The 16294-nt window shown below is 72.3% G+C and carries 16 protein-coding genes, 1 tRNA gene and 1 riboswitch; of the genes, 8 read left to right on the forward strand and 9 right to left on the reverse strand.

Features of this window, described 5'->3' with window-relative positions:
* The first annotated feature begins 59 nt into the window (after positions 1-59).
* The 4 genes from DEJ17_RS01875 (at position 60) to DEJ17_RS01890 (ending at position 4374) form a co-directional block, all read left to right on the forward strand.
* Complete coding sequence (locus DEJ17_RS01875) at positions 60-380, forward strand: hypothetical protein (RefSeq protein ID WP_110891815.1); 321 nt, start codon at positions 60-62, stop codon at positions 378-380.
* 81 nt (positions 381-461) lie between these two features.
* Positions 462-573, forward strand: a riboswitch (TPP riboswitch).
* Positions 568-1206 (forward strand): ECF transporter S component, encoded by a 639-nt coding sequence (locus DEJ17_RS01880; protein WP_110891934.1) that lies wholly within the window; start codon positions 568-570, stop codon positions 1204-1206. (Overlaps the previous riboswitch by 6 nt.)
* A gap of 17 nt (positions 1207-1223) precedes the next feature.
* Positions 1224-3770: an ATP-binding cassette domain-containing protein gene (locus DEJ17_RS01885; RefSeq protein ID WP_181420992.1), complete on the forward strand. Its 2547-nt coding sequence runs from the start codon at positions 1224-1226 to the stop codon at positions 3768-3770.
* Positions 3763-4374 (forward strand): ATP-binding protein, encoded by a 612-nt coding sequence (locus DEJ17_RS01890; protein ID WP_258366609.1) that lies wholly within the window; start codon positions 3763-3765, stop codon positions 4372-4374. The genes DEJ17_RS01885 and DEJ17_RS01890 overlap by 8 nt, the downstream gene beginning before the upstream one ends.
* 87 nt (positions 4375-4461) lie before the next feature.
* Here the strand turns inward: DEJ17_RS01890 and DEJ17_RS01895 are convergent, their stop codons facing one another.
* Entirely contained in the window at positions 4462-5841 is a 1380-nt protein-coding gene (locus DEJ17_RS01895) for an MFS transporter (protein ID WP_110891817.1), read from the reverse strand.
* Positions 5842-5943: 102 nt separating this feature from the next.
* Here DEJ17_RS01895 and DEJ17_RS01900 point away from each other — a divergent pair, with 102 nt between their 5' ends.
* Both DEJ17_RS01900 and DEJ17_RS01905 read left to right on the forward strand, forming a co-directional pair.
* On the forward strand, positions 5944-7377 hold the full coding sequence (locus DEJ17_RS01900) for an LLM class flavin-dependent oxidoreductase (RefSeq protein WP_110891818.1): 1434 nt from the start codon (positions 5944-5946) through the stop codon (positions 7375-7377).
* Entirely contained in the window at positions 7374-8639 is a 1266-nt protein-coding gene (locus tag DEJ17_RS01905) for an acyl-CoA dehydrogenase family protein (protein WP_110891819.1), read from the forward strand. Before DEJ17_RS01900 ends, DEJ17_RS01905 begins: the two co-directional genes overlap by 4 nt.
* A gap of 96 nt (positions 8640-8735) precedes the next feature.
* Here DEJ17_RS01905 and DEJ17_RS01910 read toward each other — a convergent pair whose 3' ends face one another.
* From DEJ17_RS01910 to DEJ17_RS01930, 5 genes are all read right to left on the reverse strand, one after another.
* Complete coding sequence (locus DEJ17_RS01910) at positions 8736-9080, reverse strand: metallopeptidase family protein (protein ID WP_110891820.1); 345 nt, start codon at positions 9078-9080, stop codon at positions 8736-8738.
* Between the two features lie 141 nt (positions 9081-9221).
* A tRNA-His gene (locus DEJ17_RS01915) sits at positions 9222-9294 on the reverse strand.
* Positions 9295-9369: 75 nt separating this feature from the next.
* Positions 9370-10008 (reverse strand): oligoribonuclease, encoded by a 639-nt coding sequence (gene orn / locus DEJ17_RS01920; RefSeq protein ID WP_110891821.1) that lies wholly within the window; start codon positions 10006-10008, stop codon positions 9370-9372.
* 735 nt (positions 10009-10743) lie between these two features.
* Complete coding sequence (locus DEJ17_RS01925; protein WP_110891822.1) at positions 10744-11985, reverse strand: MFS transporter; 1242 nt, start codon at positions 11983-11985, stop codon at positions 10744-10746.
* Positions 11982-12431: a MarR family winged helix-turn-helix transcriptional regulator gene (locus DEJ17_RS01930; protein ID WP_110891823.1), complete on the reverse strand. Its 450-nt coding sequence runs from the start codon at positions 12429-12431 to the stop codon at positions 11982-11984. The genes DEJ17_RS01925 and DEJ17_RS01930 overlap by 4 nt, the downstream gene beginning before the upstream one ends.
* A gap of 84 nt (positions 12432-12515) precedes the next feature.
* On the opposite strand from DEJ17_RS01930, the gene DEJ17_RS01935 reads away from it, so the two are divergent.
* Positions 12516-12806, forward strand: a complete 291-nt coding sequence (locus tag DEJ17_RS01935) for an oligoribonuclease (RefSeq protein ID WP_110891824.1) — start codon at positions 12516-12518, stop codon at positions 12804-12806.
* Positions 12807-12835: 29 nt separating this feature from the next.
* On the forward strand, positions 12836-13096 hold the full coding sequence (locus DEJ17_RS01940) for a thioredoxin family protein (RefSeq protein WP_110891825.1): 261 nt from the start codon (positions 12836-12838) through the stop codon (positions 13094-13096).
* Here DEJ17_RS01940 and DEJ17_RS01945 read toward each other — a convergent pair.
* Genes DEJ17_RS01945 through DEJ17_RS01955 form a run of 3 tightly spaced genes read right to left on the reverse strand, consistent with a single transcriptional unit; the run spans position 13040 to position 16250 of the window.
* Positions 13040-14584: a DUF6716 putative glycosyltransferase gene (locus DEJ17_RS01945; RefSeq protein WP_146239582.1), complete on the reverse strand. Its 1545-nt coding sequence runs from the start codon at positions 14582-14584 to the stop codon at positions 13040-13042. The genes DEJ17_RS01940 and DEJ17_RS01945 overlap by 57 nt on opposite strands.
* 11 nt (positions 14585-14595) lie before the next feature.
* Positions 14596-15468, reverse strand: coding sequence for an N-acetylneuraminate synthase family protein (locus tag DEJ17_RS01950; protein WP_110891827.1), 873 nt, complete (start codon positions 15466-15468; stop codon positions 14596-14598).
* Positions 15465-16250: a cytidylyltransferase domain-containing protein gene (locus DEJ17_RS01955; protein ID WP_110891828.1), complete on the reverse strand. Its 786-nt coding sequence runs from the start codon at positions 16248-16250 to the stop codon at positions 15465-15467. The genes DEJ17_RS01950 and DEJ17_RS01955 overlap by 4 nt, the downstream gene beginning before the upstream one ends.
* Positions 16251-16294 lie beyond the last annotated feature (44 nt).

Here is a 16294-nt window from a genome sequence, read left to right on the forward strand (position 1 = left end):
CTGTGGATGCCCACTGCGCCCCGCGGCCTGTGGAGGAAGGGACGAGTAGCGTCGCGCGCATGGCCAACATCGTCTCGAAGATCGCAGACCAGGTCCGCCCGCTCGGGGTCTCCACGAACTACGGAGAACCCGTCGAGGTCGGCGACCAGACCCTCATCCCCGTGTCCGTCAGCTGGTTCGGCTTCGGAGGCGGCGGGGACGACGAGAACGGTGGCGGCGGTGGCGGCGGCCTGTCGGCCCCCGTCGGCGCCTACGTCCGCCGCCCGGGCAAGGACCTCGCGTTCGAGCCGAACCCGATCTCGTTGATCGTCGTCGGCATCCCGTTCGTGTGGGTGGCCGGGCGTGTCCTCCGCAAGCTGGTGCGCGCGCTCAAGAAGTGACCCCCTGACGGACGGGAGGCCCGTGGCGACGCCGCCACGGGCCTCCCGTCCGTCACGCGGTCGCGACCGCGTCTAGACTGCTGGCACACACACGGGAGTCCGGGACCGCCGGGCTGAGAGGGAGCGATCGGCGCTCCGACCGTCGAACCTGATCCGGATCATGCCGGCGCAGGGAGGAGTCAGCAGCATGCCTTCAGGCACGTCCACAACCGTCACCACCGCTCCGCGGCGATCGCTGCGTTGGCGGGTCGTCGACATCGTCGTCGCGAGTGTCCTCGCGGTGGCCCTCGGAGTCGTCTTCCGGCTCTGGGAGTTCGGCTACGAACCCATCAGCGCCGTCATGGACCTCGTGCTCCCCGGCACCAAGGCCCTGTTCGGCGGGGTCTGGCTGCTCGCCGGCCCGATCGTCGCGATCGTCGTCCGCAAGCCCGGCGCCGCGCTCTACGGCGAGATGGTCGCCGCCTCGGTCGAGGCGTTGTTCGGCACCCAGTGGGGATGGCTCACGCTCGAGGCCGGGCTCGTCCAGGGCCTCGGCGCGGAGATCGTCCTCGCGCTCTTCCTGTACCGCGTCTACCGCCTGCCGGTCGTCGTGCTCGCCGGTGCCGCGGCCGGACTCGCGCTCGGCATCAACGACACCGTCCTCTGGTACCCGGGGCTCGACGTCGCCTTCAAGGTCGTCTACGTGATCTGTGCGGTGATCTCCGGCTCCGTGATCGCGGGGGCGGGTTCGTGGCTCATCGTCCGGGCACTCGCCCGCACCGGGGTGCTGTCGTCCTTCGCGGCCGGCCGCGAGCACAGCCGTCGCGAACCCCGCGCCCTGGTGTGACCGTGCCCGCTCCGTCGGTGACGTCCCCTTCCGCCGGCGGCGACGCCGGCGCAGGTGTCGGCGTCCGCGGGGCACGCATCGTGTTCCGCGGCTGGGGATGGCGGTACCCGGAGCGGGACGCCTGGGCTGTCCGCGACGTCGACCTGACCGTCGAGCCGGGGGAGCGGGTCGCCGTCGTCGGGCCGTCCGGTGCCGGCAAGTCGACGCTCCTGCGAGCCGTCGCCGGCGTGCTGCCCGACGAACCCGACGCCACCGACGACACGGCTGCTTCGGTGCAGGGAACGCTCCTGGTCGACGAGGCCGACCCCCGCGCGGTCCGCGGGCGTGTCGGTCTCGTCATGCAGGACCCCGAGGCCCACACCGTGATGTCCCGCGTCGGCGACGACGTGGCCTTCGGCTGCGAGAACGCCGGCGTCCCCCGGGACGAGACCTGGGACCGGGTGGGGACGGCGCTCGACGTCGTCCGCCTCGACCTGCCGCTCGACCGCTCCACCGCGCAGCTGTCCGGAGGGCAGCGGCAGCGGTTGGCGCTCGCGGGCGTGCTCGCGATGCGGCCGGGTGCGCTCGTGCTCGACGAACCCTGCGCGAACCTCGACCCGGACGGCGTGGCGCAGGTGCACGATGCCGTCCGGGCACTGCTCGACGAGACCGGGGCGACGCTGCTCGTGGTGGAGCACCGGATCGGCACCTGGCTGGACCTGGTCGACCGGCTCGTGCTGCTCGAACCAGCCGGCGGCGTGGTCGCGGACGGTCCGCCGGCCCAGGTGCTGGCGGACCACGGCGAGGCGCTGACGGCCGCCGGGGTGTGGGTGCCCGGAGTCGAGCCGGAGCGCGGTTCGGCCCGGCAGCGGCGTGCGCGGCGCCGAGCGGGCGAAATGCCCGGGGCGTCGGACGGGGCGACCGCGGCATTCCGCCCGCTCGGCGAAGGGACGCGTGGCGAGGGGGTGCCCGGTCAGGGGGAGCGTGGCGCGGGGGAGTTCGGCGCGGGGGCAGAGGTGCTGCTCGAGGCTCGGGGGCTCGGCACGGCCAGGGGGAAGCAGACGGTCGGGAACGGCATCGACCTCGGACTCCGGACCGGGCAGGTCCTCGCCGTCACCGGACCGAACGGCGTCGGCAAGTCGACGCTCGGGCTGACCCTCGCGGGCCTGCTCCCACCGGCTGCCGGCGACCTCCGTGCCACGGATGCCCTCGCCGACGGCATCGGCGCAGCGCCCCACGCCTGGACGAGCCGCGAACTCGCCGCCCGGATCGGCACCGTGTTCCAGGACCCGGAGCACCAGTTCGTCGCCCGCTCCGTCCGCGAGGAGGTCGAAGCGGGCCCCCGGGCGCTCGGTGCGCCTGACGCCACAGAACGGGCTGCAGCGCTCCTCGACGAGTTCGGGCTCGGACACCTGGCGGACGCCAACCCCTTCACCCTGTCCGGAGGCGAGCAGCGACGACTCGCGATCGCCTCGGTCATCGCTGCCCGGCCGCCGGTCGTCGTGCTCGACGAACCCACCTCCGGGCAGGACCGAGCCACGTGGCAGGCCGTCGTCGGGCGGCTCGGAGCACTCGCCGACGCCGGCACCGCGGTGGTCGCGGTCACCCACGATCGCGACCTCGTCCGGGCACTCGACGCCGACGAGGTCGTGCTCGGGCCGGACGGCGGCCGGACGGTCGGGCGCGACCAGGGGCCGTCGGTCGCGACCATCCCGGGGACGGGACCGACAGGCGGAAGCCGCCCCGGGCCTCCAGACCGGACCGACACGGACGACCGGACGGACGCGGCGGACGGAACCGACCGGACGAACCCGGCGCGACGACCGCTGCCGGCCCGCGCGACCGGCATCCCCGGCGTCCAGCCGGTCGCGTCGCTCGTCGGTGTGCTCGCCCTCGGCGTCTGCCTGGTGCTCAGTCTCGACGTCGTCTCCGCCACCGTCGCCCTGGCGCTCGAACTCGCGCTCCTGCCGCTCCTGCGCCTGCCCCTCCGGATCCTGCTGCTCCGACTCGCGCCGGTGCTCGTCGCGGTTCCGCTGACGGCGGTGAGCATCGCGCTGTACGGCAGGCCCTCGGGTCGGGAATGGTTCGACCTCGGGTTCGCGCACGTCACCGACGGGTCGCTGACGCTCGCGTTGGCGACCGCGCTCCGGGTCCTCGCGGTGGGGGTGCCTGCCATCGCGCTCTTCGTGCGGGTCGACCCGACCGACCTGGCCGACGGGCTCGCGCAGGTGCTGCGGCTGCCCGCACGCTTCGTGCTCGGGGCGCTCGCCGCCGTCCGGATGATGACCTTGCTCGTCGACGACTGGCGACAGCTCGCGATGGCGCGACGGGCCCGAGGGCTGGCCGACTCCGGACGGCTGCGTCGCGGAGCGACCATGGCGTTCGCGTTGCTCGTGCTCGCGCTCCGCCGAGCGACGACCCTGGCGGTGGCGATGGAGTCGCGGGGGTTCGGTGCTCCCGGACGGCGGACCTGGGCGCGCGTTGCGCGATTCGCCGGTCCGGAGTGGGCGATGGTGGCGGTGCTGGTGGGGATCGGCGTGGTGTCGATCGCGGTCGCGGTGAACACGGGGACGTGGCGTGCCTGACGCGGAGCGCCCAGCCGGCACGGCCGCCCGCGACCGGGTGCCCGGAACGGCTGCCGGCGACAGCCCGCCCGGCACGGCCGCCGGTGACCTCGCCCCCGGCCTCGCCGCTGCAGCCGCCGGTGTCGCCGCTGCCTCGGGCCGTCGCGCCGTCGTGCTCATCGACGGCCGGTCCGGCACGGGCAAGACCACCCTCGGCGCGCAGGTCGCAGAGCAGCTCGGTGCGCAGCTCGTGCACCTCGACGACCTCTACCCGGGGTGGGACGGCCTGCGCGCGGCTGCCGATGCCGTGGTGACGGACGTCCTCGGAGCGCCGAGCGGGTACCGACGCTGGGACTGGGAGGCCGATGGGCCCGCCGACTGGGCGTCGGTGGACCCCGACCTACCGATCGTGGTCGAGGGCTGCGGCGCGTTGTCGCGGGCATCGGCACCGCTGGCGTCGCTGCGGGTGTGGCTCGAATCCGACGACGCCGTGCGGTGGGACCGGGCGATCGGACGCGACGGCGAGGTCTTCGCGCGCGAGTGGGACCGGTGGGCAGCGCAGGAGCACGCCTTCATCGCCGCCGAGGACCCGGCAGCCCTGGCCGACGTGGTCCTGCGGACGTAGCCCGCGTGGGCGCCGCGGCGCCCCGCGGCGGCCCCGAGTCTCGCGTCCTCGGACAGTCCTCGGGCTACGGAAGGCGAGAACTGTCCGTCAAGCCGAGACTCGGCCCGCGCCCGCGCCCGCGCCCGCGCCCGCGCCCGCCCGCCGCGCCACCGCCCGCGGATCCACCGCGAACACCGCCGCCACGATCGTCAGCACCGCGTACACCCCGAGGTACCCGCACAGGATCCACGGCGACCCGCCACCGAGCTCCACGAACACCGCGGCCAGCAGTGGCGTCAGCCCGACCGAGAAGATCGACCCGATCTGGTACCCGAGCGACATCCCCGAGTACCGCCGCCCGGTCGGGAACTGCTCCGCGAACCACGCCGCCTGCGGCCCGTAGATGCTGTCGTGGAACACGCACATCCCGACCAGCGCCACGAGCGGCAGCAGCACGAGCGGCCCGGCGTCGAGGAACGCGAAGAACGGCCAGATGAGCACGGCGATGCCCACCGCCGACCAGATCGTCAGCACCCGCCGCCCGACCCGATCGGACAGCCAGCCCCAGAACGGCGTCGACACGAGCGACACCGCCGAGATCACGAGCACGGCCTGCAGCCCCGCATCAGAGCCCTCCGGTCCGCGCACGTTGCCGAGGTAGGTCAGCGAGTACGTCGTCAGGATCGAGTACAGCGCCGGTTGCACGAGGCGCAGGCCCGCCGTCACCAGGATCGACCGCGGGTGCTGCCGGATCGCCTGCCACACCGGGAACCGTTCGACCCCGCCCGAGGCGCGCAGCTCCTGGAACACCGGGGCGTCCTGCACCCCGAGCCGGATGACGAGCCCGACCGCCACGATCACCGCGGAGAACAGGAACGGCAGGCGCCAGCCCCAGGCCAGGAACGCCTCGGTGCCGAGCAGCGACCGCACCAGCGTGAAGACCCCGGTCGCCAGCAGCATCCCACCGGCCGACCCCATCTGCGTGAACGCCCCGAACAGCCCCCGGTGCCGTTCCGGTGCGTGCTCGACCGAGAGCAGCGCAGAACCGCCCCACTCGGCACCGGCCGCGACGCCCTGCAGCAGCCGCAAGAACACCAGCGCCACGACGGCACCGACCCCGATGGTCGCCGCGGACGGGACCACCCCGATCAACGTCGACGCGATGCCCATCAGCACCAGCGAGGCGACGAGCAGCTTCTTCCGCCCGATCCGGTCACCCAGGTGGCCGGCGATCACCCCGCCGAGCGGCCGCGCCACGAACCCGACGCCGTAGGTCGCGAACGACGCGATGACCCCGACGGCCGGCGTCACGGACGGGAAGAACGTCGGTGCGAACACCAGCGCCGAGGCCGTCGCGTAGAGGTAGAAGTCGTAGTACTCGACGGTCGTCCCGACGAACGACGCGAGGGCGACCCGACGACGGGTCGCGGTGGTCGACGGTGCGGCGGGACGGCCTGGAGGCGCGGTGACTGTGGTCTGGCTCGGCATGCCTCAGGAGCATGGTCGCGTGCAGGGCCGCGGGGAACACCGCGCGTAACGGGAGGTCACGTCGCTGTCGTCGGGCGGTGCCCGCCGACCACGATGGGACGCATGAGCGATGCACCGAACCGCCCGCTGCGCTTCGCGGCCTTCGTCATGAACACGACGTCGCACATCCAGCACGGCCTGTGGCGGCACCCCGACGCCCGGCAGGCGGACTTCGACGACGTGACGCTGTGGACCGACCTGGCGAAGACCCTCGAGCGCGGGAAGTTCGACGCGATGTTCTTCGCCGACGTGGTCGGGACCTACGGACCCGGCCGCGGCGACTACTCGACGAACCTGCGCGAGGGGCTGCAGATCCCCTCGAACGACCCCTCCGTGCTGCTCTCCGCGCTCGCCGTGTCGACCGAGCACCTCGGGCTGGCGTTCACCTCGAGCGTCATCCAGGCGCACCCGTTCGACTTCGCCCGCAGGGTGTCCACGCTCGACCACATCACCCGGGGCCGCATCGGCTGGAACGTCGTCACGAGTGCCCTCGACAGCGCCGCCCGGAACTTCGGCGCCGACCGGCTCGAGGAGCACGACGAGCGCTACGTCTGGGCCGAGGAGTACCTCGAGGTCTGCGCGAAGCTCTGGGAAGGCTCGTGGGAGGACGGCGCCGTGCTGAAGGACCCCGTCCGTGGCTACGCCGACCCCGACAAGGTGCACCGCATCGACCACCACGGCAAGCGCTACGACGTGCAGGGCCCGCACCTGTCGGCACCGTCGCCGCAGCGGACCCCGGTGCTGTTCCAGGCCGGGTCGTCGCCGGCCGGCCGTGCCTTCGCCGCCCGGAACGCCGAGGCCCAGTTCATCCTGACCTCGAACCGGGACGCCACCGAACAGCTCATCCGCGAGACCCGCGACCTGGCCGAGGCCGCCGGCCGGCAGCGGGACGACATCGCGTTCTTCCTCGGCCTGACCTTCGTCACCGGCTCCACCGAGGCCGAGGCGAAGGCCAAGGAGGCGGAGATCGACGAGTACCTGGCCGCCGACGGGTTCCTGGTGCACTCGAACCTCGGCTTCGACCCGGACACCGGCGAGCCCCTCGACCCGGACACCCCGCTGTCCGAGGTCCGCACGCAGGCCGGGCAGTCGCACCTGCAGTGGCTCCGCGAGGCCGCCGGCGATCGCGAACCGACCATCGCCGACCTCGCCCGGCTGTCCGCGAAGCTCCGGGCCCGGGTCGTCGGGACGCCGGAGCAGATCGCCGACGAGCTCGCCGACTGGCAGCAGGTGGGCGTCGACGGGGTCAACGTCATCAACTGGACGCTGCCCGGCTCGTACGAGGAGTTCGTCGACCACATCGCACCGACCCTGCAGGAGCGCGGGCTGATGCAGTCCGAGTACCGCGAGGGGACCCTGCGCGAGAAGCTCTTCGGCCACGCACAGCTGCCGGACTCGCACCCCGCCAGGCAGTGGCGCGGAGCGTTCGCGGGCGGTGCCGGCGCGACCGCGGCCCACCCGGACGACGCGACCCGTGCGGTGGAGGTGCCCGCATGACGGCCGCGACGACGACCGACGGACGCGTGACGGGCCTCCCGGCCGACCGTCTGGCAACCCTGCGCGAACGCTTCGCGCCCGTGTTCGCGACCATCCGCGACGGCGCGGTCGAGCGTGAGCTGGCGTCCGGGAGGCCCGGCGACCGGCCGCCAGCTCACGCCGAGGTCCGGGCGCTCGCCGACGCGGGGTTCGGGCGGTTGCGGGTGCCGGAGGACCGCGGCGGCTTCGGCGTGACGCTGGTCGAACTCGCGCACCTGGTGGCAGACCTGGCGGCGGCGGACTCGAACGTCGCGCACCTGTGGCGCGGGCACTTCGGGTACACGGAGCTGGTGCTGCTGCGGCCGCACTCCGCGTCGCGCGACGAGTGGCTCGACCGGATCGTCGGCGGAGCGGTCATCGGGAACGCGACCTCCGAGCGGACCGGCACGACCCTCGCCGACATCTCGACGACCGTCACGCCGGCTGCCGATTCCCTCCGTCTCGACGGGCGGAAGTTCTACTCGACCGGCACACTCTACGCGGACTGGATCTACCTGGCGGCGGACCGCGACGGGGAGCGCGTGACGTTCGCGGTCGACGCCTCCGCGCCGGGCGTGACGAGCATCGACGACTGGGACGGGTTCGGGCAGCGGTTGACCGCGTCCGGCACCACCGTGTTCGACGGGGTGTCGGTCGACCCGTCGGTGGTGTCGGCGTACCGGGACGCTCCGCTGTCGCACATCCAGGCCTTCTACCAGCTGTACCTGCTGGCGGTCCTCGCCGGGATCGGGCAGGCGGTGTCCGACGATGCCGTGGCCTTCGTGAGACCGCGGACCCGGACGTACATCCACGCCAACGCGGCCGTTCCGGGGGAGGACCCGCAGGTGCTCGCGGTGCTCGGGAGGCTGTCGGCCGGCGCGTTCACCGCCCGGTCACTCGTCGTCGCCGCCGCGGGGCAGCTCGACGGGGTCGTCGCGACCAACGAACCCGGGGTCGGCGTCGACCGCGGCCTGCTCGATGCCGCCGAGAACGCCGTGTACCAGGCGCAGATCGAGGTCGGGCCGCGGGTGCTGCTGTCGGCGTCGGAGCTGTTCGAGGTCGGCGGGGCGTCCGCGGCCGAGCGGACGCGTGCACTGGACCGGCACTGGCGGAACGCGCGGGTGGTGGCGTCGCACAACCCGGCGGTCTACAAGGAGCGGATGGTGGGGGAGTACGCGCTGCACGGGCGGGGGCCGGTGGCGGCGTGGGAGAAGTACCACGAGGTGGGGCCGACGCGGTTCTGAGGCGCGGTGGCTCGCCGTGGTGCCGAGTCTCGGCCCTGCGGACAGTTCCTGGGCGCCGATGCCCGCGTGCTGTCCGGCTGGCCGAGACTCGGTTCGCTACGCCCAGCCGAGCTCGTGCAGCCGCTCGTCGTCGATGCCGTAGAAGTGCCCGATCTCGTGCACGAGGGTGGTGTGCACCTCGTCCTTGAGCTCCTCGACGGTGTCGCACTCGGCCAGGTGCTGCTTCCGGAACACCACGATGCGATCGGGCAGCTCGCCGAAGCCGTACTGCCCGCGCTCGGTGGCCGCGATGCCGTCGTACACGCCGAAGAGCTCTTCGCCGTTCTCCGCTTCGTCCTCGACGACGAACACCACGTTGTCGAGCCCGTCGACCATCTCGTCAGGGAGCTGGTCGAGTTCGTCGGTCACGAGTTGCTCGAACGCTTCGGCGGACATCTCCATCACGCAGGGATCGTCCCACACTGCGCTGACCACTCGCGGCTGACCACTCGCGGCGAAGCCGCACGGTGCCGGAGGCGCCCAGACAAACACTGAGGGAGAGCCCCGGTTGCGTGACACGCAACAGGACTCTCCCTCGACCGGGGTGAATAACGGGTCTCGAACCCGCGACCTCCTAGACCACAACCAGGCGCTCTACCAACTGAGCTATATCCACCATGTTCGAACCGGCGGACCGGCGCGACCACTCAATAGTAGTACATGCGGGACGGGGTGCGGACCACCCGTGTCGCTACTCGGCCGAGGGCTGCGCCAGCCGTGACTCCCACTTCGCCACGACGTCGGCCTGCACGGCACGCACGTCGTCCGTGCTCGGGCCGGGCTCGGCGACGAAGCCGGCGCGACGGTAGTACTCGAGCTCGCGGATCGACTCGAGGATGTCCGCGAGGGCCCGGTGCCCACCGTGCTTCTCCGGCGCGTTGAAGTACACGCGCGGGAACCAGCGGCGGCAGAGCTCCTTGATGCTCGACACGTCGACGCTGCGGTAGTGCAGGTGCCCGTCGACCCGCGGCATGTACTTCGACAGGAACGCACGGTCGGTGCCGATGGTGTTGCCGGCCAGGGGCGCGGAGCCCTCGGCGGGGACGTGCTGGAGGATGTACTCGAGCACCTGGTACTCGGCGTCCGCCAGGCTCACGCCGTTCGGGATCTCCTCGATGAGCCCCGAGGTGACGTGCATGTTCGTCACGAACTCGTTCATGTTGTCGAGCGCCGACTGGTCCGGCTTGATGACGATGTCGAAGCCGGGGTGCACGGGCTCGAGGTCGAAGTCGGTGATGACCACGGCCACCTCGACGAGTTCGTCGACCTCGAGGTCGAGGCCGGTCATCTCGCAGTCGATCCAGACGAGGCGGTCATTCGCGGTTGCCATGTCCTCGATCCTATTCCCGCGCTGCGTGCCGCTCGTACGTGCCGCTGCCGTGCCCGCGCTCGCTCCCGCTCCCGCCTGCCCGTTCCGCGCTGCCGATCCGCGAGCGGGCGAAATGCCGTGGTCGCCCCGCGGACGCACCCGGATGTTCCGCCCGCTCGTTCGTCACGTGAGCCGCGTGCGGTGCAGGCGACCGCCTGGAGGCTCACCGCGACCCCGGCAGACTGCCCCGCGCCTCCAGGCGGTCGCTTCCACCCCGCCTGCCGCACCGATCCCGCCTGCCCTCGCACCTGGTCTCCCCGAGCGGGCGAAATGCCGCGGTCGCTCTGCGGACGCACCCAGACGTTTCGCCCGCTCGTCGACGACGTGAGCCTCACGCACTGCAGGTGACCGCCTGGAGGCCCGTGGCGACCCCGGCGGGCTGACCCGCGCCTCCAGGCGGTCGCTTCCACCCCGCCTGCCGCAGCGATCCCGCCTGCTGCTCGCCAGCCCCCGCGAGCGGGCGAAATGCCCGAGACGCTCTGCGGTCGAAGCCGGGCATTTCGCCCGCTCGCGGGTGAAGCGTGGAACAAGGGGCGAGCGCGCGAGCGGGCTGGGGGAGTGAGCGGGGCGAGAGCGCGGACGCACGAACGGGCGAGATGCCAGCGTGCCCGAGGAGGACACTCCGGCATTTCGCCCGTTCGCGGGGAAGCGCAGCGCGAGTCCGGCGCGAGTGGAGAGTGGGTGCGCGCCCGGCGGCTAGGCCATGTCGCCGGCGGTGATCGCCTCGGCCTCGACGCGCTCCGGCTCGGCACCGTCGTCGACGCGGCGCAGCACCTTGGTCGTGCAGAGGATGACCACGAAGGCGACCGCGACGGACGCGCCCGCGAAGACGTACGCCGCCGAGGGGGAGTACGCGTCGGCGAGCAGGGTCGCGACGGGCGGGGCGATGGCACCACCGATGAACCGGACGGCCGAGTACGCGCTCGAGGCGACCGAGCGGGGGAGGTCGGTGGCCTCCATGACGCACTCGGTGAGCACGGTGTTCAGGACACCGAGGACGAGGCCACCGATGACGACGCAGACGATCAGGCCCACCTGGGAACGAACGACGAGGGCCGCGGCGAACAGGTCGAGCGCGAGCAGCGGCAGCGCGATCTTCAGCACGGTGGTGCGACGCATGCGGGCGGTGAGCATCGGGGCGACCCACACCGAGGTGATCGCGAGGCCGACGCCCCAGCCGAAGAACGTGAACCCGATGCCGAGCGCGCCGAAGCCGAGCGGGAACGGCGTGTACGCCAGCAGGACGAAGAAGCCGATGTTGTAGAACAGCGCGGTCGCGGCGAGGGCTGCGAGTGCCGGACGGGTCAGTGCGCGGAAGGGTGCGGAGAGCTTCGTCGGTGTGGGCTTCTCGAGGCTGCCGGTCTTCAGCAGGGCGACGATGGCGATGAACGCCACCGCCATCAGCGTCGTGACGCCGAAGAACGGACCGCGCCAGCTCACCGAGCCGAGCAGACCTCCGACGAGGGGACCGACGGCGATGCCGAGGCCGAGCGCTGCCTCGTACAGGATGATCGCCGAGGCGGTGCCGCCCGACGCCGCACCGACGATGGTCGCGAGCGCGGTGGAGATGAAGAGCGCGTTGCCGAGACCCCAACCGGCACGGAAGTCGATGATGCTCCACACGCTGTTCGACGTCGCCGCGAGGACCGAGAACACCACGATCAGGGCGAGCCCGATGAGCAGGGTGCGCTTCGCGCCGATGCGGCTGGAGACCCAGCTGGTGAAGAACATCGCGACACCGGTGACGGCGAGGTAGCTGGTGAAGAGCAGCTCGGTCTGCGCCGGTGTCGCCTTGAGGGACGCGGCGATCGCGGGGAGGATCGGGTCGACGAGGCCGATGCCCATGAACGCGACGACGCACGCGAAGGCGATCGCCCAGACCGCGGACGACTGCTTGAGGATGGAGCCGGACTGGCCGGCGGGTGCGTGGGCGTTCACGCGGGGATCTCCGTTCCGTTGGGGGTTGTCCGGGTGCGCTGGGCGATCAGGTTCGCCGCGTGGTGCAGGACGTCCCAGTCGTCGTCGGTCAGGTCGGCGAACAACGGACCGACCGTGCTGGTGAGGGTGGAGCGCCACGAAGCGAGCCGTTCGCGTCCGGCCTCGGTGAGTTCGATCAGCTGCCCGCGGGAGTCGTCCGGGTCGACGCTGCGGCTGACCAGGCCGTCGGCGAGCATGCCGGCGACGAGCCGCGTCATGGTGGGCTGCGCCACGCGCGAGGCGGTGGCCAGTTCGCCGAGTCGCAGTGGCTCGTCGGTCTCGAGGATGCCGAGCGTGCGCCAGACGGCGGCGGACGTGGTGTTCCCCGTCGACTGGACGGCGCTGCGGATCAGGCGGTTGACGGAGACGAGGAGCGTCTCGATCGTCTGCTCGCGCGATGTTTCCATAGCGGAACTATATAGCACTGCTATGAATAACGCAACGAACGGGCGGAACAGACTGCACCAGCCGCGGCCTGGTAGAAGGGACGCATGAGCGACATCACCATCCACGAAGGCGACGAGTACACCGCGATCTTCCACGGCGGCCCCTTCGACGGCACGACCGACACCCGCACCGCCACGAGCGACGCGCTGGACGACGAGGTCACGGTGTTCGCCGACGTCGAGGGCCTGCAGACGGCCTTCACCTACCGCGCCACCAAGTCCCGCCAGGTCCTCGACCAGATCTCGGTCGAGTTCACCTACGAGCCGGAGGCGTCCGACCCCGTGGACGACCTGCAGGACCGCGGCGACCGCAGCGGCGAGTTCGACCGGGAGTAGAACCCACCTCCGCCGCGTTGCAGGACCACATGCAGCTCGACCTCTGGACGTCCGCCTTCTGTGCGCCGTGCGCCGCCGCCCGCCGGGTGTCGGCCGAGGCCTCGGCGCTCGTCCCCGGGCTTGCCGTGACCGAACGTGACGTGGCGGCACACCCCGACGACGCGGAAGACCTCGGCATCCGGTCCACGCCCACGATCATCGTGCGGCAGGACGACGGGACCGAGGTCTTCCGTTCACCCGGCGTCCCGACCCGCGACCAACTCCTGCTCGCGGTCGCCAAGGCGCTCTGACCGAGCGGCCACCCCGGCGGTGGCCCCTGGCGCAGACGGACCAGACAGACCAGACGAACCAGACGCAGCAGCGCGCTGCGACGTCGGTGCCGCAACCACGACGGGTGCCGGGGGATCGGCCATCGCCCGCACGCGTCGCGCCAGACGCTTCGCGCCCCGGATCGGCGCCCCGATCCCCAGCGCGAGGAGTCCGAGGGGGCTGCGATCTGCGCCACCGAGGGCGTTCTTCCGCTCCCAGGCGCGACGCAGGACGCCTCCACGACTCCGCCGAGCCGGCGCTCGGTCGACCAGGGTCCCGGCGTCCCGCCGGCCCATGAGCTCCACGAGCCGGTGCTGCCAGTCGTTCTCCGAGGCCGGGTGGAAGTAGTTGTCCCGCATCCACTCCGGCCGGACGACCCCGAAGCGCCCCTCGACCAGATCGACGGCGTCGCCCTCGAGGCCGCTGCCGACGAACACCTCGTTGATCAGGTGCCGCCCGATGCCGAAGTCGGTCAGCGTGAGCGCGGGGACGCCTCGGGCCGCCGCCTCGAGCACCGCGGTCGAACTGATCGTCACGAGCGCCACCGCACGGTCGAGGTGCTCGGCCATCGGGCCGCTCTCCACCACGAGGTTGATCGGGGCGTCCGCCGGCACCAGGCCCGGGTACGGGTGCTCCTCGCGGTGCGTCTGGTGCTCGCCAGCAGCAGCGCGCGTCTTGATGACGACGCGCCACTCCGGGTGTTCCCGTGCCGTGTCGACGAGCCACCGCACCACGAGGGCCCGGTCGGCCCGCTCGAACGGCACACTCGGTTGCGCCGCGAAGACGACGGAGTCGCGGACGGACGCGCCTGCGCCGTCGGTCATGCCAGCCTTGCCCGCGCTCCGGGCGAACGGCAGCGTGGCGAGCGCGAAGTGCGGCTCGACCCCGCCCTCGCGCGCCGTCTCCTCGTACGCCCGGACCTCACGGTGGCTGTGCAGCACGAACAGGTCGGCCCGGGCGCGAAAGAAGATGCCCTTCCACTTCGACGGGAACGAGATTCCCGGCAGCCCCGACACCAGCACCGGCCGGTCCGGGATCCGCCGGTGCACCTCGTCGATCACGAGCTCGGCCACCGGGCCGATCAACGACACCAGGACGGCGTCGGGCGGGTCCTGTCGGAGCTCCTCGACGACGGCGTCGACGTCCTTCGGCGCGGGCGGCTCGCGGTGCAGGTGTGCGAGTCGTCGGTCGAGCCCGCGGAACGCCGACCGCAGCTGCTTCGGACTCGCCGACCTCGGGGTCGCCACGGTGCGCAGCTCCAGGTCCCAGTCCGCCGGGGCGGTCGCCAGCAGGTGGGCGCCCCACTTCGCGAACGAGTCGGTGTCGACCAGGCCGACCACGCGTCGGACGCGTGGTGATGCGTCGGACGGGAGGCGCGCCTCCAGTCCGAGTGTCGGCGCACCACCGTCACCCGGCCCGTCCAGGGCACTGGCCCCGTCGACCGGGCCGCTCACGTGCGCTCCGCTCACGTGCGCTCCGCTCACGCGCCGACGCGGCGCAGCTTCGCGAGCGGTGCCTGCTCGCCGGGGAAGATGCGCTTCACGCCGTCGCCGAGGGCGGTCTCGATGATGCGGATGTCGCGGGCGAGCGTCTGCAGGCCGTGCGGCTCGAGCGACGCGGCGTGGTCGGAGCCCCACATCGTGCGGTCGAGCGTGATGTGCCGTTCGACGGCCGTGGCACCGAGGGCGACCGCGGCGATGGAGATCTGCAGGCCGGGCTCGTGGCCGGAGTAGCCGACGGGGACGCCCGAGTACCGGTGGGCGAGGGTGTCGATCATGCGGAGGTTCGCCTCCTCGGCCGGCAGCGGGTAGGTCGACGTGGCGTGCATGAGGACGAGGCGGTCGGTGCCGAGGGTGTCGACGGCTGCGTCGATCTGCTCGAGGGTGGACATGCCGGTCGACAGGATGACGGGCTTGCCGGTCGCGGCGACGGCGGCGAGCATGCCGAGGTCGGTGACGGACGCCGAGGCGATCTTGTACGCGACGACGTTGAGGTCCTCGAGGAAGTCGACCGACGGCTCGTCCCACGGCGACGCGAACCAGTCGAGCCCGCGGAGGGTCGCGTGGTCGCCGATCTCGATGTACTGGTCGCGGTCGAACTCGACGCGGTAGCGGTACTCCAGGTAGGTCATGTCGCCCCACGGAGTGCTGCGCGGGGTGTGCTTCATGTGCTCCGGCGTGGAGATCGCGGGGGTGCGCTTCTGGAACTTCACGGCCTGCAGGCCCGCGTCGGCGGCGACGTCGATGAGCTGCTTCGCGATGTCGACGTCGCCGTTGTGGTTGAGGCCGATCTCGCCGATGAGGTACGCGGGGTGGCCCGCGCCGATCGTTGACGTACCGATGGTGACGGTCATGGTGCTCCGTTCGGTGCGGGGGTGGCCCGCGTCGGGGATGGGTCTCGGGTCGTGGTGGATGTCGGGGCCGCGGCACCGGCGTGTTCGTTCGCCGTGACGTCGGTCAGTGCGCCGGCCAGCGCCTCGGCCAGGGCCAGGTCGGCCTCATCGTCGATGTCGATCGCGCCGGCACCGTCGACGACGGCCAGTTCGACGCGGCCGTGGAAGCGGTGTCGGTTCTCGAGGAACCCCGCCGTCCGCATCACGTAGAAAGCGCCGGTCTCGCGGTACTCGGGCTCCCGGTCCTGCCGGCGGGGCCTGATCGCAGCGTCGTGGTTCACCGCGACCGCCGTGCCGTCGGGCGCGGTCCGCCACAGGAACGCGTGCGACGGAGCGACGGCGAACACCGCGTCCGCGTGCCCGTCGACCACGCGCGCGACGGCGGCGTCGAGGTCTGCCGGGTCGATGAACGGTGAGGTCGCCTGCAGGAAGACGAGGACCTCGGGCAGCGGTGTGCTGATCGCGTCGAGGACGTGCAGCAGGGCGGACTCGGACGACGCTTCGTCGCCGGCGAGCTCGGCCGGACGGCGGACCACGGCGGCACCGGCGGCGACCGCCTCGGCGGCGATGGCGTCGCCGTCGGTCGTGACGACCACCTCGTCGATGCGCGTGGCACGTCGTGCCGACTCGACCGCTCGACGGACCAGCGAACGGCCCGCGACCGTGCGGAGGTTCTTGCCGGAGATCCCCTTCGACCCGGCACGGGCGGGCACGACGGCGAGGACGGAACCGGTGGTGCGCATGCTCCGGACGCTACGAAGCGCGGGTGTCGCGGAGGGGAACGGGG

It is taken from the genome of Curtobacterium sp. MCSS17_011 (assembly GCF_003224275.1).
Lineage (GTDB): Bacteria > Actinomycetota > Actinomycetes > Actinomycetales > Microbacteriaceae > Curtobacterium.

Excerpts from the sequence above, each read along its gene's own strand:
- DEJ17_RS01895 (WP_110891817.1), bottom strand. The coding sequence starts at position 5,841 with ATGCCGAGCCAGACCACAGTCACCGCGCCTCCAGGCCGTCCCGCCGCA.
- DEJ17_RS01910 (WP_110891820.1), bottom strand. The coding sequence starts at position 9,080 with ATGGAGATGTCCGCCGAAGCGTTCGAGCAACTCGTGACCGACGAACTC.
- DEJ17_RS01940 (WP_110891825.1), top strand. The coding sequence starts at position 12,836 with ATGCAGCTCGACCTCTGGACGTCCGCCTTCTGTGCGCCGTGCGCCGCC.
- DEJ17_RS01900 (WP_110891818.1), top strand. The coding sequence starts at position 5,944 with ATGAGCGATGCACCGAACCGCCCGCTGCGCTTCGCGGCCTTCGTCATG.
- DEJ17_RS01930 (WP_110891823.1), bottom strand. The coding sequence starts at position 12,431 with ATGGAAACATCGCGCGAGCAGACGATCGAGACGCTCCTCGTCTCCGTC.
- DEJ17_RS01950 (WP_110891827.1), bottom strand. The coding sequence starts at position 15,468 with ATGACCGTCACCATCGGTACGTCAACGATCGGCGCGGGCCACCCCGCG.
- DEJ17_RS01880 (WP_110891934.1), top strand. The coding sequence starts at position 568 with ATGCCTTCAGGCACGTCCACAACCGTCACCACCGCTCCGCGGCGATCG.
- DEJ17_RS01875 (WP_110891815.1), top strand. The coding sequence starts at position 60 with ATGGCCAACATCGTCTCGAAGATCGCAGACCAGGTCCGCCCGCTCGGG.
- DEJ17_RS01955 (WP_110891828.1), bottom strand. The coding sequence starts at position 16,250 with ATGCGCACCACCGGTTCCGTCCTCGCCGTCGTGCCCGCCCGTGCCGGG.
- orn (WP_110891821.1), bottom strand. The coding sequence starts at position 10,008 with ATGGCAACCGCGAATGACCGCCTCGTCTGGATCGACTGCGAGATGACC.
- DEJ17_RS01935 (WP_110891824.1), top strand. The coding sequence starts at position 12,516 with ATGAGCGACATCACCATCCACGAAGGCGACGAGTACACCGCGATCTTC.
- DEJ17_RS01905 (WP_110891819.1), top strand. The coding sequence starts at position 7,374 with ATGACGGCCGCGACGACGACCGACGGACGCGTGACGGGCCTCCCGGCC.